At 58.5% G+C, this 22,953-nt stretch carries 28 protein-coding genes; 6 read left to right on the top strand and 22 right to left on the bottom strand.

Features of this window, described 5'->3' with window-relative positions:
- Positions 1-90 precede the first annotated feature (90 nt).
- The gene (locus ACR0L1_RS14795; RefSeq protein WP_480859598.1) at positions 91-681 is read left to right on the top strand and encodes a TetR/AcrR family transcriptional regulator; all 591 of its coding nucleotides are present in this window, start codon (positions 91-93) and stop codon (positions 679-681) included.
- On the opposite strand, the gene ACR0L1_RS14790 is transcribed toward ACR0L1_RS14795, so the two are convergent.
- From ACR0L1_RS14790 to ACR0L1_RS14770, 5 genes are all read right to left on the bottom strand, one after another.
- Positions 673-1,179, bottom strand: coding sequence for a potassium channel family protein (locus ACR0L1_RS14790; protein WP_480719458.1), 507 nt, complete (start codon positions 1,177-1,179; stop codon positions 673-675). The genes ACR0L1_RS14795 and ACR0L1_RS14790 overlap by 9 nt on opposite strands.
- Before the next feature lie 198 nt (positions 1,180-1,377).
- Positions 1,378-2,568, bottom strand: coding sequence for a low temperature requirement protein A (locus tag ACR0L1_RS14785; RefSeq protein ID WP_480859596.1), 1,191 nt, complete (start codon positions 2,566-2,568; stop codon positions 1,378-1,380).
- A 199-nt stretch (positions 2,569-2,767) separates the two neighbouring features.
- Positions 2,768-3,361, bottom strand: a complete 594-nt coding sequence (locus ACR0L1_RS14780) for a DsbA family oxidoreductase (protein ID WP_480859594.1) — start codon at positions 3,359-3,361, stop codon at positions 2,768-2,770.
- Between the two features lie 63 nt (positions 3,362-3,424).
- Positions 3,425-4,144: a glutathione S-transferase family protein gene (locus tag ACR0L1_RS14775; RefSeq protein ID WP_480859592.1), complete on the bottom strand. Its 720-nt coding sequence runs from the start codon at positions 4,142-4,144 to the stop codon at positions 3,425-3,427.
- Positions 4,131-4,739: an NAD(P)H-dependent oxidoreductase gene (locus ACR0L1_RS14770; RefSeq protein ID WP_480504167.1), complete on the bottom strand. Its 609-nt coding sequence runs from the start codon at positions 4,737-4,739 to the stop codon at positions 4,131-4,133. The genes ACR0L1_RS14775 and ACR0L1_RS14770 overlap by 14 nt, the downstream gene beginning before the upstream one ends.
- A gap of 213 nt (positions 4,740-4,952) precedes the next feature.
- On the opposite strand from ACR0L1_RS14770, the gene ACR0L1_RS14765 reads away from it, so the two are divergent.
- Positions 4,953-5,237 carry a winged helix-turn-helix transcriptional regulator gene (locus ACR0L1_RS14765; protein ID WP_237215888.1) on the top strand — a complete coding sequence of 95 codons (285 nt, stop codon included), beginning with the start codon at positions 4,953-4,955 and terminating at the stop codon, positions 5,235-5,237.
- Between the two features lie 426 nt (positions 5,238-5,663).
- Here the strand turns inward: ACR0L1_RS14765 and infB are convergent, their stop codons facing one another.
- The 6 genes from infB to pip form a co-directional block, all read right to left on the bottom strand.
- Entirely contained in the window at positions 5,664-8,138 is a 2,475-nt protein-coding gene (gene infB, locus ACR0L1_RS14760; protein WP_170770950.1) for a translation initiation factor IF-2, read from the bottom strand.
- 8 nt (positions 8,139-8,146) lie between these two features.
- Positions 8,147-8,770, bottom strand: a complete 624-nt coding sequence (locus ACR0L1_RS14755) for an RNA-binding protein (RefSeq protein WP_480859590.1) — start codon at positions 8,768-8,770, stop codon at positions 8,147-8,149.
- A 24-nt stretch (positions 8,771-8,794) separates the two neighbouring features.
- Positions 8,795-10,405, bottom strand: coding sequence for a transcription termination factor NusA (gene nusA, locus ACR0L1_RS14750; protein ID WP_170770955.1), 1,611 nt, complete (start codon positions 10,403-10,405; stop codon positions 8,795-8,797).
- Positions 10,405-10,995 (bottom strand): ribosome maturation factor RimP, encoded by a 591-nt coding sequence (rimP, locus tag ACR0L1_RS14745; RefSeq protein ID WP_170770957.1) that lies wholly within the window; start codon positions 10,993-10,995, stop codon positions 10,405-10,407. The genes nusA and rimP overlap by 1 nt, the downstream gene beginning before the upstream one ends.
- 158 nt (positions 10,996-11,153) lie before the next feature.
- Positions 11,154-11,972, bottom strand: a complete 819-nt coding sequence (locus ACR0L1_RS14740) for an ABC transporter substrate-binding protein (RefSeq protein WP_170790080.1) — start codon at positions 11,970-11,972, stop codon at positions 11,154-11,156.
- Positions 11,969-12,946, bottom strand: a complete 978-nt coding sequence (gene pip / locus ACR0L1_RS14735; RefSeq protein ID WP_480859588.1) for a prolyl aminopeptidase — start codon at positions 12,944-12,946, stop codon at positions 11,969-11,971. Before pip ends, ACR0L1_RS14740 begins: the two co-directional genes overlap by 4 nt.
- Positions 12,947-12,994: 48 nt before the next feature.
- Between pip and ubiG the strand changes: the two genes are divergently transcribed.
- Complete coding sequence (gene ubiG / locus ACR0L1_RS14730; RefSeq protein WP_480504175.1) at positions 12,995-13,741, top strand: bifunctional 2-polyprenyl-6-hydroxyphenol methylase/3-demethylubiquinol 3-O-methyltransferase UbiG; 747 nt, start codon at positions 12,995-12,997, stop codon at positions 13,739-13,741.
- Between the two features lie 2 nt (positions 13,742-13,743).
- Here the strand turns inward: ubiG and ACR0L1_RS14725 are convergent, their stop codons facing one another.
- Genes ACR0L1_RS14725 through ACR0L1_RS14710 form a run of 4 tightly spaced genes read right to left on the bottom strand, consistent with a single transcriptional unit; the run spans position 13,744 to position 16,019 of the window.
- Positions 13,744-14,184: a MarR family winged helix-turn-helix transcriptional regulator gene (locus ACR0L1_RS14725; protein WP_170790083.1), complete on the bottom strand. Its 441-nt coding sequence runs from the start codon at positions 14,182-14,184 to the stop codon at positions 13,744-13,746.
- Between the two features lie 14 nt (positions 14,185-14,198).
- The gene (locus ACR0L1_RS14720; RefSeq protein WP_480859586.1) at positions 14,199-15,029 is read right to left on the bottom strand and encodes a carbon-nitrogen hydrolase family protein; all 831 of its coding nucleotides are present in this window, start codon (positions 15,027-15,029) and stop codon (positions 14,199-14,201) included.
- A complete protein-coding gene (gene grxC / locus ACR0L1_RS14715) occupies positions 15,026-15,283 on the bottom strand; it encodes a glutaredoxin 3 (RefSeq protein WP_170790085.1) in 258 nt (85 codons plus the stop codon). Before grxC ends, ACR0L1_RS14720 begins: the two co-directional genes overlap by 4 nt.
- Before the next feature lie 37 nt (positions 15,284-15,320).
- Entirely contained in the window at positions 15,321-16,019 is a 699-nt protein-coding gene (locus tag ACR0L1_RS14710) for a ComF family protein (RefSeq protein ID WP_480859633.1), read from the bottom strand.
- 46 nt (positions 16,020-16,065) lie between these two features.
- Between ACR0L1_RS14710 and ACR0L1_RS14705 the strand changes: the two genes are divergently transcribed.
- The gene (locus ACR0L1_RS14705; RefSeq protein ID WP_480551678.1) at positions 16,066-16,896 is read left to right on the top strand and encodes a methyltransferase domain-containing protein; all 831 of its coding nucleotides are present in this window, start codon (positions 16,066-16,068) and stop codon (positions 16,894-16,896) included.
- 58 nt (positions 16,897-16,954) lie between these two features.
- A complete protein-coding gene (gene hemH / locus ACR0L1_RS14700; RefSeq protein ID WP_480859585.1) occupies positions 16,955-18,004 on the top strand; it encodes a ferrochelatase in 1,050 nt (349 codons plus the stop codon).
- An 87-nt stretch (positions 18,005-18,091) separates the two neighbouring features.
- Here the strand turns inward: hemH and ACR0L1_RS14695 are convergent, their stop codons facing one another.
- The gene (locus ACR0L1_RS14695; RefSeq protein ID WP_170770974.1) at positions 18,092-18,274 is read right to left on the bottom strand and encodes a hypothetical protein; all 183 of its coding nucleotides are present in this window, start codon (positions 18,272-18,274) and stop codon (positions 18,092-18,094) included.
- Positions 18,275-18,413: 139 nt separating this feature from the next.
- On the bottom strand, positions 18,414-19,013 hold the full coding sequence (locus ACR0L1_RS14690; protein WP_170770976.1) for a L,D-transpeptidase: 600 nt from the start codon (positions 19,011-19,013) through the stop codon (positions 18,414-18,416).
- A 169-nt stretch (positions 19,014-19,182) separates the two neighbouring features.
- On the opposite strand from ACR0L1_RS14690, the gene dalA reads away from it, so the two are divergent.
- Positions 19,183-19,698 (top strand): divisome-associated lipoprotein DalA, encoded by a 516-nt coding sequence (gene dalA, locus ACR0L1_RS14685; RefSeq protein ID WP_170770978.1) that lies wholly within the window; start codon positions 19,183-19,185, stop codon positions 19,696-19,698.
- A gap of 61 nt (positions 19,699-19,759) precedes the next feature.
- Here the strand turns inward: dalA and ACR0L1_RS14680 are convergent, their stop codons facing one another.
- The 5 genes from ACR0L1_RS14680 to lptC form a co-directional block, all read right to left on the bottom strand.
- Positions 19,760-20,224, bottom strand: coding sequence for a PTS sugar transporter subunit IIA (locus tag ACR0L1_RS14680; protein WP_170770981.1), 465 nt, complete (start codon positions 20,222-20,224; stop codon positions 19,760-19,762).
- A gap of 60 nt (positions 20,225-20,284) precedes the next feature.
- Positions 20,285-20,848 carry a ribosome hibernation-promoting factor, HPF/YfiA family gene (gene hpf, locus ACR0L1_RS14675; protein WP_170770983.1) on the bottom strand — a complete coding sequence of 188 codons (564 nt, stop codon included), beginning with the start codon at positions 20,846-20,848 and terminating at the stop codon, positions 20,285-20,287.
- Positions 20,849-21,100: 252 nt separating this feature from the next.
- Positions 21,101-21,859: an LPS export ABC transporter ATP-binding protein gene (lptB, locus tag ACR0L1_RS14670; RefSeq protein WP_170770985.1), complete on the bottom strand. Its 759-nt coding sequence runs from the start codon at positions 21,857-21,859 to the stop codon at positions 21,101-21,103.
- Positions 21,859-22,350, bottom strand: coding sequence for an LptA/OstA family protein (locus ACR0L1_RS14665; protein WP_170770987.1), 492 nt, complete (start codon positions 22,348-22,350; stop codon positions 21,859-21,861). Before ACR0L1_RS14665 ends, lptB begins: the two co-directional genes overlap by 1 nt.
- Positions 22,351-22,353: 3 nt before the next feature.
- Positions 22,354-22,953, bottom strand: coding sequence for an LPS export ABC transporter periplasmic protein LptC (gene lptC, locus ACR0L1_RS14660; protein WP_480859582.1), 600 nt, complete (start codon positions 22,951-22,953; stop codon positions 22,354-22,356).

The raw sequence follows: 22,953 nt of genomic DNA, 5'->3' as shown, positions 1-22,953 counted from the left end.
CTATGCCTCCACTTACCGTTCGGTAATCTACTTACCACTTGGTAGGCAAGAATTCCTCTGATACGTAGCGTCACAGAAGGAGAGCGTTCCATGAACAGGCAAAACGATCCTAGGGCAGGCTATTTGACGGTCGCCACAAAACAGTTTGCAACCCACGGCTATCATGGCGCAAGCCTTGCCGCTTTGGCCGGCGAAGCAGGTGTGTCAAAACAGGCCTTGTTGCATTTCTTCGGAACGAAGCAAAAGCTGTATTCCGAGGTTCTATCCGGTCTCGCCAACAGGCAATTTGCTGAAATCGAAGCGGCGAAACAGCCCGATCCAGTGATGCACCTAAAGACCTATTTTGATCGATTTCTGGCGTCCAACTTGTCGCTGCCCGACGACGCGCGGCTGACTGTTCGAGCGTTACTAGACGTTCAGGCGAATGCCAAAGTTTGGCCGATGAAGGTCTATCTGGACAGGTTGATTGAGATCGCCAGCCATACCCCGGTCGGGCAAGAAGCAAGTGAAACCGAACTGCGCGCCCGGGTATTTCAATTGATCGGAGCGGTGCAGTATTTTGCCATTTCAATGAATGCGATTGGTGGGATGTACGGCAAAACGCAGGCCGGTGAATTGACGGCTCGGTTTTCAAAACAAATCTCAGACACGGTAGACAGCTTGTTCGGGCGGTCAAACTGACGCGTGCCGAACGGAAGTGAACGTTCGGGGCTTGTCACTTTGCTTCGTTGGCTGACCGCAGGTGGGACAGTGATCAACCTGTGACATGGTTCCGGCATGTACTCGGTTTCGGATATGATCTGCAGCGCGGCGCGAGAGACCCAATTGCTTGCGAACTGCATCAATTTCTTTCTCATCGGCCTCGCAGATGTCGCCGTCTTCCAAGGCCTTTCGAAATTCACGTTCCAGGCTGGCCCGTCGGCGGTGCAACTGGTCGTTCAGGCCGCTGGCAATGATCCCTGCAGGCAACGCAGCCATGCCGATGCCAATCACGGTGATCTCAGCGCCGAAGACCTTACCGGCAACTGTCACGGGCGTCACGTCGCCATAACCAACGGTCGTCAGCGCTGCCATCGCCCACCGCATCGCCGCTGGGATAGAGCCGAATGCCTCCGGTTGCGCCTCGTGCTCTGCCAGCCAAGCACCGCTGGCCGCAAAGATCAGCATCACCATCAGGATGAAGAAACCTGCAAAGAATGCGCCAGGCCCCAGCTGGTGTATATGGAATCGACCGTCTCTAGGATAACGGCGGGCACATTCAGCGTGATTAGGGCAATCAGTGCTATCTCAAGCAACCAGGGACCGATGGCCGCCCGGTCCGGGCGCTCGAGTCACCAATATACTTTCCTTCTTAGATAGCCCGAACTTGTGACTGCCTCACTCATGTCGAAACTGCGTCCAAGCGCGCGTGAGGGGGATCGCGATTTGCGATAGCAAAGCTGTCCCCCAGATCAGATTGCCAACCAAGGAGGGGACATGTGGGACGACAAAGAAACAGATGATTGCCAGCACTATCCCGAATACACGCACATCCCATCGCCCGAAATCCGTCGCCAAACGATGTTCTATTACGTTTTGCAGCACCCACAGCATGGCGATGTAACCGGCAAGTCCGAAACAGCCAATGGCAGAATATTCTGTTGGGTATGGTTCCCAAAATCCGACTTTCACCTCGGCAGCAAGAGCCACGCCGACCATGACGCCGCAAAGCATCAAGATCAGGTGCGCAAGCCACCAGATGACCAACGTCGATACCTTTTTGTCCTTTGGTTTGGCATTGCCGACAAAGTCGAAATAGACCCAACACATCACGAACATCGAGACGCCGCCGATGACGAAGTTGACCAATACGTCCGGCGATACTTTGTAAATTCCTTTTTCGGACAGGGTAACGACCAGTTTGAAGAACCCTTCCCCCAATATGATCAACGTCAACAGAGCAAACCGCTCAGCCATATGACCAAGGCGCGGGACAAACCTCTCGAAACGCAGGACTGTTACACCGGGGATCATGTACATTGCCTGTGTAGCCACCATTGCGGCGGCAAACACCCAGTAAGCAAGAGATGTGGGCAAAAAGGCTGTAATCGCAAAGATCACCGCAAATACCGAGAAATTGCGGATTTGCGCCGAAGACATTGACTCGCCTGATGAATTGGCCCGCCGAGCGCGATAGTACAGCGCTGCGATCATGGCCCGGTTCGCTGCAAATCCTAGCGCGAAGAAAACCCAACCCTTTCCTTCAATAGCCGGGATCGCCGCTGCCATGAACATCACCGTGCAGATCATCACGGCCATAATCAGCCGGTGCCAGAAGTCGGTGCTGACGTAGATCGAGTTGAATATGCTGAGTTCGCCCCACGCGTACCAGAGCGTGATGAAGACCCCAGCAAAGACAAGAAACCCATGCAGATCGAGATGATGTGACAAGTAGTTGCCCAGCAGAAAGATCGTCACGACATGGATCAGGTCGTAGAACAGCTCGGCCCAGTGGACATGATCATGTGCGTGGTCGAGGTCCTGGTGATGTTGGGGCTTTCGCCACATGGGGTGGTCATGCAGTGCCATAAATTGGGAACTCTTCAAGATTGAAAGGCTATTGTGGCCGACATGCGGCCACTCCGACTAGGTTTTTTTCTACAAGAGGAAGGTTGTCGCGGAGACTTACGTCATGCAACCCCCGCTATGGTTTCTCGGCGGTGGCATGCCGGGCAACACCCGTCCGATCGGGGGTTTTTGCGCTGGAAGCGCCCGGTATTCACGGGTTTTACGCGGCCCTGTCGTCTTGTAGATCCAGCAAGATGCGGGCGTAGTTTTGCGCGCCCTGTGCGCCGGTCACAAGGTGACGTTGGTCGAACACCATTGCGGGCACGCCCCGAACACCTTGGCTGATCCAGAATTGCTCTTTCTGGCGCACGAGATTGGCTCGATCTTGGCTTTGCAACATGTCCAACGCATCCGCTCGGTTCAGCCCGATGCCTGCAGCCACTTCGGCCAGAACCTTTACATCAGAGACGTTTTCGCGACGTGTAAAGAACACCGAAAAGAGGGCCTGCTTCATGTCGCGGCCTTTGCCTTGCTCGGCTGCCCAGTCAATCAATTGATGCGCGCGGAAGGTATTATACATCCGCATGTCATCGGCGTAATTGAACGTGAGTCCCAGTGCCGCGCCCATCTCGGTCAGGCGGGCTCTCGCCTGGTTCGAGCCTTCCAACGTGGTCCCGTATTTCGATACCAGATGGTCGCGCAGGTTCTCTGCGCCGTCTGTCATCTGAGGGTTCAGCTCGAATGGGTGCCAGTGGATATCAAGTTCGACGCCTGTGTCGCGGGCGGCCTTGGCGAGCTGGTGGTAGCCAATCACACACTATGGACAAACAACGTCTGACACGACATCGACACGGATAGAGGGCGCAACTGGCATGGCTTAGGTTCCTTTCACGTCGCCGGAAAAACGCGCTGCGTTTTCCTTGGCAAAGGCGCTGGCATCTGCGTCAGCATCCCAGAACTGTGGGTTGGCCTTGGGGATGGTCAGCGCTCGCTGCACAGCGGGCCGGGCATCAATCCGGTCGAACCAGGCGTTCAAATGCGGAAGGTCCGACACATCCACTCGGGCCCAGACATAGGCACGCGCCCACGGGTACAGCATCATGTCGGCAATTGTGTATTCGTCCGCTGCGATCCATTCACGCCCTTCCAGACGTGTATTCATCACCTCCATCAACCGGCGGCTTTCGTCCACGTAGCGACGGATCGAGAATGGCTCTTCATGGCCATTGGGGGCGGCGATATGCTGGAAATACATTGCCTGTCCCATCATTGGTCCCACGTGGCCGACCTGAAACAGCATCCACTGCATAACCTCGGACCGCTTGACCGGGTCCGACGGCAGGAATTTTCCGTATTTCTCAGCCAGATGCCACAGAATCGCACCGGATTCGAAGATCGCGCGGCCTTCCGAACGATCCTCGATTGTCGGGATCTTTCCATTTGGGTTCAGCGCCAGATAGTCCGGCGCCTTTTGTTCCTGTTTGGAAAAATTGATATGAGTCAGGTCGTAGGGAACACCTGCCTCCTCCAAAAAAATGACCGGTTTGTAGCCGTTCATCGTGCCTGCAGTATAAAGGTGAATATCAGGCTGGGACATGTTCGACCTCGGAAAAAGTGGTTTTCAGATGCGCGTCAAATCGAGCGAAATCAGCCTCGATTTCGGGGTTCTTCATAACATCGAAGGCAGCGAATGTCGGCAGGGCCTGCATACCAAAGAACTTGGCGTTCAGATGCATGGGGCGCAGCAGATCGTCAACGCTTGCCCCGGCAAAGAACGGCTCGGTGGGGTTGTCGAATGCTTCCTTCGGCGCATTAAATGTCACCGAAAGCATGTATGTCTTGCCGTGCAGTGACCCACCCATGCCGTAATTGGCCTTTGGTGCGTTGGTGGTGCGACCGTCACCATCGCATAGGCGGCCATCCATCCCGGCTGTGTAGACCTCATCCATATATTTCTTGAAGATCCATGGGACGCCCATCCAGTTTACCGGGAACTGCATGATGACCGTATCGGCCCAAACATGCGCCTCAACCTCTGAATTTGCGTCATAGCCATCCGCAACGGTGGTCATACGTACTTCGTGGCCCATTGCGGCCAACGTGTTGCCTGCGCGTTCGACCAGGCTAGCGTTCAATTGTCCGGGGGCGAACTCATACGGCTGAGTGCCGTTCACGATCAGGATTTTGCTCATGTCCATATCCTATATGTGCACTGTATGAACCCCTTGACGAATGAGGGGGTTGAGAGCATTTGAGTATTGAGGTGAAGAAAATCAACTAGTATACTTTTTGTAACCTTGTGCATAAGGAAATGGATAGCGATGCGGGCGCGGGTAGACGAAGATGTAAAAGGGCGCAAAATTGTGACAGAGGCCTGCCAGGAGCCATGCGCAATTGAGCAGGGCATGCGGATCATCGGGGGCAAATGGACCGGGTCCATCCTATGGCACCTGAAGGATCGTCCGGTGCGTTTCAACGATCTTGCTCGGTTGCTGGGCGGGGCCAGCAAAAAGATGATTGCCGAGCGGCTGCGCCAGCTAGAGGATCAGGGGCTGGTGAGCCGACACGTGATGGATACCGCGCCGGTTTCCGTGCAGTATTCTATCACTGACCTTGGCCGCACGGCACTTGGGTTTCTCGACGAATTGCGAAAGTGGAGCGAGAAGCTGCCTAACGGCTTAAAGCGATGACTTTGGTCTGTGTTTAATGATCAGAAAGCTAGAGCTTTTTCCGACCATATACCAAACGAGGTTTTCACCAATCTGCGGATGAAGTGACAAGATTACTTGAAACAGTCTCCCAAGGGTTTGTTTTCCCGAAGAATGTAGTGCGAACAAATTTCTGCCGACCGCTCAGCGCCATTTGAACAGAACGGTGACGTAACACCTGTCCCGCAGGCCGAGAGTTTTGTTGAATTAGGTTCTGGCATCTACAGCAAACGGCTGCTTTTACGGCCGCGCCGCGGCAGCGGCTTTGCCAAGTAAGTGGCCGCAAAGGCCAGTCGATACGCATTGCGATTTCCGCTTTGTCCCGCAGTTCAGTCGTTGGAGCTTAACAAAAGCAAAAAAAGCGGCCCAATGGGACCGCTTTTGCCAATTTCTTCTGTAGCAATCGGATCAGTCCAGCGTCCGCGTGACCTCTTCGCGCTCGAAGATCTCGATCACGTCGCCTGCGCGGATGTCGTCGTAATTTTCGAACGCCATACCGCATTCCTGACCCGACTGAACCTCGGTCACTTCGTCCTTGAATCGCTTCAGCGTTTTCAGCGTGCCTTCGTGGATCACCACGTTGTCGCGCAGCAAGCGGACACCTGCGGAACGACGTGCGACACCTTCTGTAACCAGACAACCAGCAACCTTGCCGACGCCGGTGACCTTGAAGACTTCGCGGATCTCGGCGTAACCGATGAACTTCTCGCGGATCTCGGCACTCAGCAGGCCCGAAGCAGCTGCTTTCACGTCATCCACGAGGTCATAGATCACCGAGTAATAGCGGATTTCCACACCCTTCTGGTTCGCAGTGTTCCGCGCCGAGGCGTTCGCACGGACGTTGAAGCCAAAGATCGGTGCGCCGGAGGCTTCGGCCAGACCGACATCCGTCTCGGTGATTGCACCGACACCCGAATGCAGAACGCGCACGCGCACTTCTTCGTTGCCGATCTTCTCCATCGCCTGAACGATGGCTTCGGCCGAACCTTGTACGTCCGCCTTCATCAGAATCGGCAGCTCGGTGACATTTTCGTCTTCCTTGGCCTTCTGCATCAGTTGCTCAAGGGTGGTCGCGGCACCGGCGGCGGCGCGTTTGTCCTTGGCGGCTTGCTCACGATAAGCAGCAATCTCGCGGGCTTGCGCTTCGGTCTCGGTCACGTTCAGAACGTCACCGGCTTCGGGCGTGCCGTTGAGACCCAGAACCTCAACCGGAACCGAGGGGCCTGCCTCTTTGACGCGGTCGCCCTTGTCGTTGATCAGCGCACGGACCTTACCGTATTGCTCACCCACAACAAAGATATCGCCCTGACGCAGCGTACCGTTCTGAACCAGAACAGTGGCCACGGGGCCACGACCCACATCTAGCTGCGCCTCGATCACAGCACCTTGGGCGGCGCGGTCGGGGTTGGCTTTCAGCTCCAGAATCTCAGCCTGCAGCGCGATGGCTTCCAGCAATTCGTCCAGACCCTGACCGGTGATGGCGGAGACTTCGACGTCCTGAACCTCACCTGACATTTTCTCGACGATCACTTCATGCTGAAGCAGATCGGTGCGCACCTTGTCCGGATTTGCATCCGGCTTGTCGACCTTGTTGATCGCCACGATCATCGGCACTTCGGCCGCTTTAGCGTGGTTGATCGCCTCGATGGTCTGCGGCATCACCGCGTCGTCGGCGGCAACCACCAGAACCACGATATCCGTGACCTGAGCCCCGCGCGAGCGCATCGAGGTAAAGGCCGCGTGGCCCGGAGTATCCAGGAAGGTCAGCGTGGTGCCGCCATCGGTTTTCACCTGATAGGCGCCGATATGCTGGGTGATGCCCCCGGCTTCACCGGCCACAACGCGCGCGTCGCGGATCGCATCCAGCAGCGAGGTTTTACCGTGGTCAACGTGACCCATGATGGTGATGACCGGCGGACGCGGCTGCAGGTCCTCGTCCTTGTCCTCGACCTCTTTGATGACGTCTTCCACATCCGAATCGGAGACACGAGTGACCTTGTGGCCAAACTCTTCGATGATCAGTTCCGCGGTATCGGCGTCGATGGTCTGGTTTTGCGTGACCATCATGCCCATCTGCATCAGCGATTTGACAACATCAGCGACACGCTCGGCCATACGGTTGGCCAGTTCCGAAACCATGATCGCCTCGGGCAGCTGAACGTCGCGGATCACCTTTTCGCGTTCAACCGAACCACCCATGGCTTTCTGGCGCGCACGTTCCTGCTTGCGCTTCATCGCAGCCATCGAGCGTTGGCGGTTGCCTTCGCCACCGGTGGCCTGACCCAGAGTCAGTTTACCCGAGCGGCGGTTGTCATCACGGCCCTTGCCACGACCGCGCTGTTCACGCTCGCGATCCTGCTTGCGCGGAGCAGCCGCAGGTGCGGGCTTGCTGGCTGGGCTGCGCGCGGCTTTGGGCTCTTCGGGCGCGGGGGCAGCGGCGGCGCGTTTGGCGGCTTCTTCTGCCTCCTGACGCTTGCGCTCTTCTTCCTCGGCCTTGGCACGTGCCTTTTCTTCAGCCTCACGCTGTTCGCGTTCCTTGGCTTCCTGTTCCGCGCGGCGACGGGCACGTTCTTCTTCACGCGCCTTTTCAGCAGCCTCACGGGCGGCGGCCTCTTCGACCTCGCGCGCTTTGGCGGCCTGCAGCGCCTTCATCCGGCGGGCCATTTCGGCGTCGGAAATCCCGGCAGGACGGCGAGACGGATCACCCGAAGGCGTTGCACCGCCGCTCGGCTTTCCGGCACCCGGCTTGGGGACCACCACGCGTTTGCGTTTGGTTTCCACCACGACATTCTTGGTGCGTCCGTGGCTGAAACTCTGTTTCACATTTCCGGGGCGTGCCCCGCCACGAAGACCCAATGTCTTTTTGCCGTCACTATCGCTCATAAAGCTTCTTACCCTTCCGTGCGGCCCTTGCCGCCGTCATCCGTTTCGCGCAAGCCACGCAGGCGCTGCGCTTCCTCTACAACACGTTTGGCGAGTCCGCCAGAGGCCAGCGCCGCATGAATCACGGTTTGGCGCCCAAATGCCGCCCCTAATTCATCCGCAGTCAGCCATCCGACGTATTTTCCGAAGTGCGGCGTGCTGAGTTTCGACTTGCCGCGCCCCGATCCATCGCTGGCCTGAATCAGTACTTGAGCCTCTTCCCGGTCCAGCCACGTCTTGACCTTTTCATACCCGGCGACCGCGTCACCGGACTTGCGCGCCAAGCTGATCAGCTCGATCACCCGTCGCGCGACTTGCTTTTCAACCTCATCCGCCAGGTCCGTTTGCGCAGTCGCCTGCGTCTTGAACCCGCGCGAGAACAGCTTTTTGCCAACGGCCTTATCCAGCGCGGCGCGATCCGCCGCCACATAGACCCCGCGCCCCGGCAGTTTTGCCGCAACATCGGGAAAGACCTGACCCTCCGGACCCATTACAAAGCGGATCAGCCCGTATTTGGGCTGAACCTCGCCCGTGGCGATGCACTTGCGTTCGGGTCCGTCCGACCGATCCTTGTGGACGCCACCGCGACCCATTAACGCCACCCCGAGGCCCTGAGATCAGGCCTCGGCCTCCTCTTCTGCTTCGCCGTCTTCGTCCGCCTGCTCCAGCTCGGCCGGGTCAACCCAGCCCAGCATGATGCGTGCCGTCATGACCAAGTCCTGTGCCTCTTCCAGCGTCACGCCGAAAGGTTCCAGAACACCATCATCCTTGATGCGCTCGCCGTCGACCGTGGTCCAGCCACCGGCCAGTTCCCAGTCGGCGCAGGTGGCGAAGTCTTCCAGAGTCTTCACGTCATCCTTGGCCAGCGCCTCTACCATCTGGGGTGTGAGGCCTTCGAATTCAATAAGGCTGTCCTCGACGCCCAACGCACGGGCTGCGTCCAGAGCCGCCTTGGCCTGTGCTTCCAGGAATTCACGGGCCCGGGTCTGCAATTCCTGAGCGGTGCCTTCGTCAACGCCGTCGATGACCAGAAGCTCGTCCAGCTCGACATAGGCCACCTCTTCGAGGTTGGTGAAGCCTTCGGACACCAGCAGTTGGGCAAAGAACTCGTCCAGATCCAGCGTCTCCATGAACAGCTGGGTTCGGGCTTCGAATTCCTTCTGACGACGTGCCGATTCTTCGGCCTCGGTCATGATGTCGATGTCCAGGTTGGTCAGTTGGCTGGCCAGACGCACGTTCTGACCGCGACGGCCGATTGCCAGCGACAGCTGTTCTTCGGGTACGACAACTTCGATCTTGCCAGCTTCTTCATCCAGAACCACCTTGGAGACTTCCGCGGGCTGCAGGGCGTTCACAAGGAAGGTCGGCTGATCTTCGTTCCACGGGATGATGTCGATCTTTTCACCCTGCAGCTCGTTCACAACCGCCTGCACACGGCTGCCGCGCATACCAACGCAGGCACCGACAGGGTCGATCGAGCCGTCATAAGAGATCACAGCGATCTTGGCGCGCGAACCGGGGTCGCGGGCCACGGCCTTAACCTCGATGATGCCGTCATAAATCTCCGGCACCTCCATCTTGAACAGCTCGGCCATGAATTCCGGCGCGGTGCGCGACAGGAAGATCTGGTGGCCACGAACCTCGCGGCGCACTTCCTTGATGTAGGCGCGCACGCGATCATTCGGGCGATAGCTTTCGCGGCCGATCTTGTCATTGCGGCGCAGAACGGCCTCGGCACCGCCCAGATCGACGATGACATTGCCAAATTCTTCGCGCTTGACCGCACCGTTGATGATGGTGCCTGCGCGATCCTTGAACTCTTCGTACTGGCGATCACGTTCCGCTTCGCGGACCTTCTGCAGGATCACCTGCTTGGCCGATTGCGCCGCGATCCGGCCCATTTCAACCGGCGGCACTTCTTCGACGAAGACGTCACCGACCTCGGGGTTTTCCATGTACTGCTTGGCTTGTTCGACGGTGAACTCGGCCTGATAATTTTCCAGCTCTTCATCCTCAACCACGGTGCGGACGCGGGTAAAGGTCGCCTTACCTGTCTTGCGGTCGATGCTGACACGGATGTCCATCTCGGCGCCGTAGCGGCTCTTGGCGGCACGGGCGAGCGATTCTTCCATCGCTTCGACAACCAGACCGGGGTCGATCATCTTTTCGCGGGCCACGGCCTCGGCGGTCTGCAGCAGCTCCAGCTGGTTGGCTGAGGTGATTGCCATCAGTTCGTCTCCTCTTCGGACCCTTCGGTCTCAATCTCGTCGAAAGCGTTTTCGTTTAAGGATCCAGCGTCTTTGCGCTGGCGCAGCATTTCCTTGATCAGGTCATCGGTCAAAACCAGCTTGGCATCGCTCAGCCAGTCGAATTGCAGACCGATGGTGATCGTCTCATCTCCCTCGGGGATGTTGATCAGAACTTCATCCCCTTCGATCCCGGCCAGCTCACCCTTAAAGCGACGGCGGCCGTCGATCAGTTCCGCGGTTTCAATCTTCGCTTCATACCCTTCGAAATTCTCAAAATCCTTGAGACGGGTCAGAGGGCGGTCGATACCGGGGCTGGACACCTCTAGCGTATAGGCGTCCAAAATCGGATCCTCGACATCCAACGTGGCGCTGACGGCGTTGGAAATCTCAGCGCAGTCATCCACTTCGATGCCACCATCGGGCTTGTCAGCCATGATCTGCAACGTGGTGGTCTTGCCGCTCATCAGGCGGATGCGCACAAGCTCATACCCCAGATCCTCGATCACGGGGGTGATGATCTCGGCCAGTCGCCGGTCGATGGCAGCTTTGGCAATCAGGTCGTTTGTCATTCAGATCTCTACCCTGCAATCGGGCACAAAAAAACGGGCGCGCGGCCCGTCGTATTTTCCGGTGGAGCCTTGAACCAGAAGTCCAACGCGCCGCTGTTGCATCTGCATATACGCAGGCTTTCCCGAGTCTGCAACCCCCGGCGTGAAACGTGATCAGGTCAGGCCAGCCACCACCGTTCGGCGATGCGCCCGTCGTCCAGCGCGCGGCCCCCGATCTGGCGTGGCATACCCACCTGTCCGGCCACGGCCAGCGCCATGTCATCTTGGCTGGGGTGATAGCGCAGGCCGCGCTGATCCATCAGCCCATCACGATCTGGCAGCGCCGCGACATCCACGTACCCGTCGCGCAACGCCTCAGCCCGGACGCGGGCGTCAGGGATCACGATAACCTCAAGCGCGTCGGCCCAACCGGCCTGTCCGTCCTTGTAGTGTTCCGCCACCCGGCGGCCCAGAAAATTCCGCCCGTCCTCGGCCCGTTCCACCCGGTAGCACCCGGTGCCATTGGCGGTGCACAAAGGCGTCACGCCCTGCCCATCGCGTGTGATGACGAACCGGGTATCGGCCAGCAGGAACGGCAGGCCGGGATTGGCCTCGGTCAGTTCCAGTCGCAGTGAATCTGCCGACAGCGCCTCAGCCCGCCCGACCAGTTGCAGCACCGACACCACATCTGCAACATCCAGCGCCGCGCCGTCATGGAAGGTCACATTAGCCCGCAGATCAAAGCTCCAGACCCGCGCATCCGCATTCGTGTGCCACCCGGTCGCCAATTCGCCGCGCAAGGTGCCATCGGGCGCGATCTCGGTCAGAGTGTCAAAGACAGCCCCACGCGCAATCTGCTCCAAACTGTCATCACGTGGCACGGCCAGCCGCAGCGTTCCGCCCTTTTTGGGCGTATCCGCCAGCGAGGCCCCCGTGGCCGCCAGCAAAGCCGCCGCGGCACCCGAGGCAAATAAGGCACGACGGTCCATCCGGGTCATGCGATGCCCTCCGCCACGCGGTCCATGATGCGCACCAGCTCGGCGCTGATGCCGGGTTCGGACAGGGCATGGCCTGCTTGTCGCACCATCTTCAGCTCAGCATTGGGCCAACGTTCGGCCAAAGACCACGCGGCCTGCGGCGGGCAGATCATGTCATAGCGCCCCTGCACGATATGGCAGGGGATATGGGCGATCCGATCCACCTGATCCAAAATCTGACCGTCCTTCTCAAGAAACGCGCCATGGGTGAAGTAATGATTCTCAAGCCGCGCAAAGGCACGCGCGTATTCTCCGGGGCTTTCCCCCGTGGACCCGTGCGAGTGGATCGAAGCTAGCGCGTTCTCCCACGCCGACCAGGCCCGCGCATACAGTATTTCCGTCGCCCGATCGCCCGAGAACAGTCGTTTGTGATAGGCGCCTATGGTATCCGACAGCTCATCCTCGGTCAGCAAAGCGGTGAATTTCGCCCATTGCTCGGGCCAGAACTTGCCCGCGCCGCCGCCATAGAACCAATCCAGCTCGGCCTGAGTGGCCAGAAATACGCCGCGCAGCACCAGCCGATTGACGCGGTCTGGATGCGCCTGTGCATAGATCAACGCCAAGGTCGCCCCCCAGCTGCCGCCAAACACCGTCCAGTCGTCGATATCCAGCAGAGTCCGCAGGCGTTCGATGTCATCCACCAGATCCCACGTCGTATTATCCACAACTGACGCATGGGGCCGCGACCGACCACACCCGCGTTGATCAAACAGAATCACCCGGAACACACGCGGATCGAAATAGCGCCGCATCGCCGGGCTACACCCGCCACCGGGGCCGCCATGCAAGATCACGACCGGCAGCCCCTCGGGATTGCCGCATTGCTCCATATAAATACGGTGCCCATCGCCCACATCGACCATGCGCTGATCGAACGGGTCGATCGGCGGGTACAGATATTGAACTGCGCGCTTTTGGTCCGGGTACTTATCCATTAGGGCCCTATATAGTCTTTAAACGTAAAAGAGCACACGGAGACAGGAATGCAAGCGCATCCGAACACGGTTGACCCGTCCGAGATCGCAAAATTCGAGGCAATGGCTGCAGAATGGTGGGACCCGCATGGGAAATTCAAACCTCTGCACATGCTCAATCCGTGCCGTCTGGACTATATCACACAGCAGATTGCGGGTGAATTTGACCGTGATCTGAAGGCCGAAAAACCGTTTGAGGGCCTGCGCCTGCTGGATATCGGCTGCGGTGGCGGGCTGCTGAGCGAACCGATGGCGCGTCTGGGCGCGACGGTCGTGGGCGCCGACGCTGCTGAACGCAACCTGCCCGTCGCCCGCATCCATGCCGAACAATCGGGGCTTGAGATCGACTATCGCCACACCACCGCCGAGGACATGGCCGCCGCGGGCGAGCAATTCGACGTGGTGCTGAATATGGAGGTGGTCGAACACGTGGCCGACCCTCTGGGTTATCTCACCGCCACGCAGCAATTGCTGAAACCCGGCGGGCTACAGGTGTGTTCGACCATCAACCGCAACCCGAAATCCTATGCCATGGCCATTTTCGGGGCCGAGGTCGTCATGCGCTGGCTGCCCCGCGGCACGCATGAATGGAACAAGTTCATCACCCCCGATGAGCTGTTCGACCTGCTGCGCCAAGCCGGGCTGGAGCCGGTTGACCGCAAGGGCTTCGTCTTCAACCCAATCCTGTGGAACTGGTCGATCTCGGACCGCGATCTGAGCGTGAATTATGTGACGGCGAGTGTGAAGCCTACCTGAGGCTACTCCCCCTCCAACTGCAACCGCAAATCCCGCAGTACGGGCAGCGTGCTGCGGACGCGCTCCAACCCCAGCTCTCCGACCACGCGGTTGATCAGCGGGGCAATCGACGAAATCGCCTGATCGCGCGCGCGACGACCGGCGGGACTGATGGCAACCATCTTGCGGCGGGCGTCGTCCCAGTCGGGGCGGATGTGGATGTATCCGGCCCATTCCAGCTTGGCCAATGTGTTGGTCATCGCCCCGCGAGTGACGTGGAACGTGCTGGCCAGTTGCGCCGGGCTGCGCTCATCGCCGACGAACACAAGATGGTTCAGGACCGAGAAATGCGAGATCTCCATACCCTTTGGCAGCACCCGGCTGAGCCGGTTGCGCAATAGCTGGTCGGCGGTCAGGATCTCGCTGAACAGCGTGACCGCAAGGGCATTGGTGTCGTTTGCCATGGTCCGATCTTGAGTCAGGGCCCATCGAAGGGCCGCAGGTGCGTCAGTGAGGGCACGCGGCGGCGCGCCTCTGACACAGAACTATCATCCAAATCGAAAATGTGAATGCCCGGATCAGTGCCTGCGTCGATGACGACCTCTCCCCACGGGGCAATGGCCATGGTATGGCCATGCGTATGTCGTGTTTTTCCGCGCGTTTTAGGGTGCGCACCCGTTTGCGCCGGAGCCAGCACCCAACAGCCGGTCTCAATCGCCCGCGCGCGCAGCAGCGATTCCCAATGCGCCTTGCCCGTGACCGGAGAAAACGCCGCCGGAACGGTCAGAATTCGCGCACCTGCCTGCGCCAAGGCAGCAAAGAGATGCGGAAAACGGATGTCATAGCAAATGGCCATACCGACCTTACCGAAATCGGTCTGCGCAATCACGGCCCGGTCGCCGGGGCGATAGTTCTTCGACTCGCGGAAGGTTTCAGTTTCCGAGACCTGCACGTCGAACATATGGATCTTGTCATAGCGCGCCACGATCTGCCCTCGCGGATCGATCATGAACGACCGGTTGGCAAAGCGCCCATCGGCGTCGTGCGTCTTGATCCCAAGCGAGCCGATCAACAACCACACGCCCAGCGCAGCAGCCTGTTCGCGCAAGCCCGCCAGCGTCTGGTCATCTTCTTCGTGCTGCAACACCTCGCGTTGCCGCGTGGTCGAGGTCGAGACGCAGTTCGTCACCTCGGGCGTCAGAATGAACAGCGCGCCCTGCGCGGCCGCCTCGGCCATCAGGGCGCGCACCATGTTCAGATTGTCAGACGGATCATCCGACGAGGTGATCTGCAGCAGCGCAGTCTTCATGCCGCCAGCAGGCGATCCAACTTGCCCTGACGGTCCAGCTCGTACAGATCATCACAGCCGCCAACGTGCTGGGTGCCGATGAAGATTTGCGGCACGGTGCGTTTGCCGCCGGCGCGCTTGATCATCTCGGGCTTGCGTTTGGGGTGCATGAAGACGTCAACCTCTTTGAACTCGACGCCTTTCTGCTTCAGCAGACGCTTGGCCGCATGGCAGAAGCCGCACAGAGGCGATGTGTAGATCTCAACCGGTTTCATAAATCATCCCTTCGGGTTTCGCATAATCCTGCGCGAATTAGGCATCCTTGGCAACGCGCGCTAGGGTCAACACGAAAATATGATTTGCCCCTGCATCCATGCAGACACGGGCACAGGCCGCCAGCGTCGCACCCGAGGTCATCACGTCATCGACAAGCAGGACATCCCGACCCTGTATCCGGCTGATGCGCCTGGGATGGGGCGCGATGGCGTTTTCCAGCGTCTCGGCCCTTTGCGCGGCGGTTTTCCCGTCCAGAACCGGCGTTTTGACCCGGCGGGTCAGAAGATCGGGGCAGACCTCCAGCCCGGTTTGCTGGCCCAAGTGCTGCGCCAACAGTGCGGATTGATTGTAGCGTCGCTTCAGCAATCGGGACCAATGCAAGGGCACCGGCACCACAAGCATGTCTTCGCGGAACAAATCCCGACCTGCCTCGGTCATCCAGCGCGCAGCGGGGCGCGCCAGTTCGGGCCGGTCCCCGTGTTTGAACGCCAAAATCAGTCCTCGCGCCTTGCCGTCATACAACAATGCCGACCGTCCATCCCGCCATGGCCGGGGCGTCTTCATGCAGTCATCGCATTCGATCCGGTACCCATCCGCCTCGCCCGGCAGAGGCAACCCGCAGCTTTCGCAGACGACCCCGCCGATGAACGGCGTGTCACGCCAGCACGCGCCGCAAAGGCCAAAGTCAGACTCGGTCAACTCGCGGCAGCCCATGCAACGCGGTGGATAGATCATCTGAAGGGCGGTTTGAATCCGCGGCCAGATGCGATACTTGCGCCCTATGAAACTGCCTGCTTCCAACGCACCCTCTCTGTTCGACCGCAAGGCCCTGACCCTGCATCGCGCCCGCACCCGGGACGAGGCCCTGTTCCTGCACCGCGCCGCCGTGGACGAGGTTCAGGATCGACTCAGCATGGTTAACAAAACCTTTACGGCCCCGGCTGTGGTGACGCCGTTTGCCCATATCTGGCGGGATGTGTTCCCAGAGGCACAGATCGTGGCCGATGATGAGGTGCTGGCCCTGACCCCCGGTGCGCATGATCTGGTGATTCACGCTATGGCGCTGCACTGGGCCAACGACCCCGTAGGCCAGTTGATCCAATGCCATCGGGCGCTAAAGCCTGACGGGCTGCTGCTGGTGGTCTGTCTGGGCGGAGAAACCCTGCACGAGCTGCGCGCAGCATTGGGTCAGGCCGAGATCGAGGTCTCGGGCGGGCTTAGCCCACGCATCGCGCCGATGGGAGAGCTGCGTGATATGGGCGGCTTGCTGCAACGGGCCGGGCTGGCCCTGCCGGTGGCCGACACGGCGCGACTGACGGCCGAATACCGCGACCTGCGACATCTGATGCAGGATCTGCGCGTAATGGGCGAGACCAACAGCCTAACCGACCGCATCAGACGCCCCACTCGGCGACAGGTCTTTGACCGCGCCCAGCAGATATACGCCGAACACTTCGCAACCCCCCAAGGGCGGTTGAAAACCACCTATGAACTGATTTGCCTGACCGGCTGGTCCCCAGATGACAGTCAGCAAAAGCCCCTTCGCCCGGGATCGGCCCAAACCCGCCTTGCCGATGCATTGGGGACAAAAGAAGGCAAACTGTCCGATTGACGGCGGACCATTTCCGTTTATCTCAGCCCGGAACACGACGAATTCAGGAAACAATCCCATGTTTGACGCCACTCGACCCGCTCATGCCCCCGAAGACCACCCCAAGGTCAAAATGGGCCGCGTCGGCATCCTGCTGGCCAATCTGGGCACTCCGGACGATTACACCTATTGGCCAATGCGCCGATATCTGAACGAGTTTCTTTCGGACCAGCGCGTCATCGACTATCCGAAATGGAAATGGCAGCCGATCTTGCAGGGGATCATCCTCAGCAAGCGGCCCTTCAGTTCGGGCGAGGCCTACAAATCGATCTGGAATCACGAAAAAGGCGAAAGCCCGCTGATGACGATCACCAAGGATCAAACCGCCAAGATGCGCGATGCGATGCAAGCGCGCTATGGCGATCGGGTGATGGTCGATTTCTGTATGCGCTACGGCAATCCCTCGACCAAATCCAAGGTGCGCGAATTGGTGGCAGCGGGCTGTGAGCGCATCCTGTTCTTCCCGCTCTATCCGCAATATGCGGGCGCCACGACCGCCACCGCCAATGACCAGTTCTTCCGCGCCCTGATGGAAGAAGCCTGGCAACCTGCGTCACGCACCGTGCCCGCCTATTTCGACGAACCCGCTTATATCGACGCGCTGGCCGGATCTGTGGAACAGGCTTACGCCGCGATGGAAACCAAGCCTGATATTCTGGTCTGCTCATATCACGGGATGCCGGACCGCTATTTGCAGCAGGGCGATCCCTATCACTGCCAATGTGCAAAAACCTCTCGCCTGCTGAAAGAACGGTTGGGCTGGGCGGATGATCAGCTTGTATCAACCTTCCAGTCGCGATTCGGGCCCGAGGAATGGTTGAAACCCTATACGGTCGATCACGTGGCGGACCTGGCACGTCAGGGGAAGAAAAACATCGCCGTGATCGCTCCGGCCTTTTCCGCCGATTGCATCGAGACGCTGGAAGAGATCAACGAAGAGATCAAGGAAAGCTTTGAAGAAGCCGGCGGCGAGAGCTTTACCTACATCCCCTGCCTCAATGACGACGACGCGCATATCGCAGCTCTTAGCAAGGTCATCGAAGACAATCTGAAGGGCTGGCTGGACTAAACCCGACCTGATCCGGCGCCTGCATGAGCGCATAAAAAAAGGCGGTGGAATGCTCCACCGCCTTTTTTATGTATTTCGCTCGTCGAATTAGCTTGCTGCAACAGCTGCGGCAACCACAACCAACAGGACCAGCGGCAGGATGATGCCCTGCGACGAACCCTGAGTTTCTTCGACAACAACAGGTGCTTCAACAACCGGCTCTTCCAGGTTGCCAGCAAAAGCGGTCGATGCAGCAGCGGTCAGTGCAGCGGCGAGAACGAGTTTCTTCATATTAACCTCCAGAATAAGTACGGCTCCAACTAGCGAAACCGCACACCCAAGACTTACCTCGTATATTTTTCTAACCAGCTATCCGACTGGAATGCAAATGGAACTTGCGTCGCAAGCGGGTTCACGCGCGATTTTGTCGTCAAATTAGCAACACTTGCGTGCCAACATTGGCCATCGAAAACAACTCGGCAATATCTTCGTTGAAAAGACCGATGCAGCCATTGGATGATCTACGCCCGATTTTGCGCGTATCGTGGGTTCCATGAATGCGATAGTATTTCCAGCTTAGATATAAAGCGTGCGTTCCCAACGGGTTATCCGGACCCGGTGGAATATAGTCCGGCCATTCCGGGTTGCGTTTCTTCATCGACGGCGTCGGCGCCCAGCTTGGACCTTCGACTTTTCGGATCACGCTGGTGCGTCCCCGGCGGGTCAATTCCTCGGTCAAGGGCACTGAAGACGGATACAGTTTGTACACACTTTGATCTTCTGACCAATAATGTAGCGCCCGTGAGATGGTATCGACCAAAATTGCGCCGTTTCGAGTGTTGTCGAAATAGGGTTTCCAATCCAAAGCGCGGAAGCCAGAAATATTGCGGCGCACCTGAGGTTCGGGCTCTGGGGCCGGCCTGAGCGGATCACCGGGGATGTATTGCGCAATCGCAGGTGACGCCAGCGCCGCCGTGGCGGTCGTCAGAAATACGCGGCGACTTGTCGCCGGAATAGGTTTCTTGACCATATCGAGCGGTCCCTCTCTATACCAAATCTGAAAAACTGACGTATTTTATTGCCAGAATGCGTCTTTCGCAAACCAAACCGGCAAAATCACGCGAGAATCGGCTATTGCAGGTTTGCCCAACCCCGTCGAGCGCGCTATGCCCTAGGACAACAGAAACATCAGGCCCACCATGACGCGTATTATTTCTTTATTGTTTGCTTGCCTCGTTGCTCTGGCAGCATGTACCCCCAGCAGCACGCCGACTTACGGTGCCGACGGGCGTCCTTTGCCGACTGTCTACAAGATTCGAGGCAATCCCGAAAAACTGCAATTCCGCATGCTTGATTCGGTCAACGCGCTGCGTCAGGCGTCGGGACTACAACCGGTTCAACTGAATGCCCAACTGAACGCCGCTGCCGCGACCCACTCCAAGGACATGGCGCGTCAGAACCGGCCATGGCATTTCGGGTCCGACGGCTCTTCGCCAATCGACCGGGCGGCGCGTGTGGGATATTTCGGCACATTTCTGGGCGAGGCGATTTCCGAGACATTCGAAACCGAAACCGAAACGCTGGCCGCCTGGATGCAGGAACCGGGGCCACGCTCGGTTATTCTGGACCCAAAGGCCACACAAATGGGCTTTGCCTGGCATCAGGAGAATGGCGGGAAAATCTGGTGGACTCTGGAAATGGGGACCGGCGGCTGACCACAGCCACTTAAAAAAGAAGCCCCCAGTATTCGGGGGCTTTTCTTTTTCAATCAGACGATTAAGCCGCCTGCATGGATTGCGCTTCGGTCAAAATCGCATAGAGCTTGACTGGATCGGGATTGGCCCGCAGCTTGGCGCAAACCGAGGTATCGCGCAGCGTCCGAGATACCAGCGCCAGTGCCTTCAGGTGATCCACTCCCGCCTCTTCGGGGGCGAACAATGCAAAAGCGATATCAACAGGCTGCCGGTCTACCGACCCGAAATCAATCGGCTTTTCCAGCATGACAAACACGCCCGAGACATCCTGTAGCTCGGTCAGCCGCGCATGAGGCAGAGCAACGCCATGGCCCACGCCTGTGGGCCCAAGGCTTTCACGCTCCAGAAGCGCATCCACAACGACCTGCGCGTCCAGACCCAGTGTCGCAGCCGCAACATCGCCGATTTCCTGAAACAACCGCTTCTTGCTGGATGCGGCGGATAACACACGCACTGCTTCGGGCTTCAGAATGCTCGAAAGCTCCATGATAACGCTCCATGACGATGCCCCCACTGGCGCAGGGGCACGTCTTTCTAATCTTGCCTGTTACGGATCAATCCAGCCGATGTTTCCGTCTTCCCGACGATAAACGACATTCAATCCATCCTTGTTCTCATTCCGGAACACCAGCACCGGGGCACCAGCCAGTTCCATCTGCATAACGGCTTCACCAACACTCAGCGATGGGATCTTGGTTTCCATCTCAGCCACGATCATCGGCTGCAGAGTTTCAGGCTCATCCGCCGACTCAGATTCGTCAGAGGCGAGGATATAAGAGGAAGCTCCAAAGAGTTCAACCGGCTCGGACCGATCCTTGTGATGGTCCTTGAGACGGCGTTTGTATCGGCGCAATTGTGTTTCCATCTTGTCACAGCACCCCTCGAATGCTGCGTAAATCTCGGTTGCGTGGGCTTTGGCCTGCGCCGTCAGGCCGGTGGAAAGATGTACGGTGGTCTCGCACACATATTCATGCGCAGAACGGGAAAAGACGACATTGGCGTCGGTCGGTCGCTGGGCGTATTTGCCCACCACCTCGCCAAGTTCGGTCTGCACATGGGTCTGAAGTGCTTCGCCGATGTCGATCTGTTTTCCGCTGATTTGGTAACGCATGTGATCTCCTTCACAATTCACACCCATTTAGACGCTGTGAAATACAACGCGCTTTTTTTTATCGGGTGGGGGGTATCGACATGTTCCGCGGTAGCCGGAACTTGATCCCTTCGAAGAAGGGGCATCGTGATCCAGACTGGAACCGAGGAAATGCCATGCCCCAATTGAGGCAAGAGACGGAGGAAGAGTCAATCAAAACAGGCGTGTATATACGAGATTTCCGCCATGCATCCGGCGCAATACCACGCAAACCTATGAAATACGGAAGTTTTCGCCCAGATAGACGCGGCGCACGTTTTCGTTTTCGACTACTTCGTCCGGCGTTCCGGACATAAGTACCTGACCATCATGCAGAATATAGGCGCGATCTACGATCTCGAGCGTCTCGCGCACGTTGTGATCAGTGATCAGAACACCGATCCCGCGCTTTTTCAGATCGGCCACAAGGTGACGGATGTCGCCCACGCTGATCGGGTCCACACCGGCAAAAGGTTCGTCCAGCAGCAAATACTTGGGGTCAGCCGCCAGACAACGCGCGATCTCGACCCGGCGCCGTTCGCCACCAGACAGGGCCAGCGCAGGCGCGCGACGCAGATGTTCGATCGAGAAATCGGACAACAGCTCTTCCAGCCGTTCCTTGCGGCGATGCGCGTGTCTTACGGTGATATCCAGCACGGCAGATATGTTTTCTTCAACGCTCATACCCCGGAAAATCGACATTTCCTGCGGCAGATACCCAATACCAAGCCGTGCGCGGCGGTACATGGGCAGGGTCGTCACCACCTGACCGTCGATGGTCACGGTTCCGGCCTCGGGAAAAACCAGCCCAGCCACTGAATAAAAGGTCGTGGTCTTGCCCGACCCGTTGGGGCCCAACAACGCCACAACCTCGGACCGGCCCAATGTCATCGAGACATCGCGGATAACCGTTTTCTTCCGGTAGGATTTACGCAGCTTTTCGATCCTGAGCCCCGATGTGCCCTCGGTCACGCTCAGACTGGGTCGCGCCATCAGTTGGCCCCCTGCTGAAGGATCGTCTTGACGTTGCCCGTCACCGTTGCCGACCCAGAGGTCAGGTTTGCATTCATCTGATCGCCGCTGATCGTGCTGGGGCCCTGGGTCAGCAGAACGTTACCGCGCATGACGATCTGGCCCGAGTCGATGGTATATTCCGCCCAATCCCCTTCCGCCGCATCGGGCGGGCTGACCAGAACAACGTCTTCCGTGGCCTCCATCCGCTCGATACCCGAGCGGTCCTCATTGTAGATCACCAGTACCCGACCCGCAGTCAGCCGCATTTCTCCCTGGATGACGATCACGTTGCCCACGAACTCGGCCGAGCCGTCCTCCTGGTTCACGTTCAGCGATTCTGATGTCACCTCGACCGGCAGGCTGGGGTCTGCCTTGACGGCACCAAACGCGACCTGGGTTCCCTGCGCCGCAGCCAGATTGGCACCGGCCAGCAAAGAGACGGTAAGAAGGACAGTACGAAAATCGAACACAGCTTATCTTTCTGCTTGTTGCGGCTGGTATATCAGCTTCACGCCATCTGTAAAAAGAATATGGACCGGACCGTCCTTTTTTTCCGCCCCGAATGTCATGCGACCGGCCGAGAAATCGCCGATCGCGCCGGTTCCGTCAATCTGACCCGGCGTATCACCCCGAATTTCGTCCAAGGCCGTGTTCAGGTAATCGGTTGTCACCCGAATACCGTCGGTCGTGGTAATCACGACATCTCCCACGAAGGTTGCCGTGTTCTTGTCAGGGCGGATCGTGCCCGAATTGGAATCCAGCGTGATGATACCGCCATTCAAAAGCCCCAGCCTGCCCTGAAACTCGGATGCCGTGGGCACAGAGTTCTCGGTTCCTTGCGTGGCTTGCGTGGCTTCGATCAGTACCTCTTCGCCCTTGCGCGTGGTGCCACGGTAGCTCGGATTGGTGACCACCTGATCGGCCAGACGTTCCTCGATATCGCGTTGGGTGAAGGGGACCGTCACGTCGGTTTCGATGCTGCGCGACAGCAGGAACACGGTGGACAACAGCACAATGGCCGCCAGCGGCAGGACCACCTTCAAGAACTGCACCATCCGAGAGTGGCTGTCCAC

This window comes from Ruegeria sp. J8, from assembly GCF_056531925.1.
The sequence above is the reverse complement of the archived record's forward strand: the minus strand, read 5'-3'. Positions and strand labels throughout refer to the sequence as shown.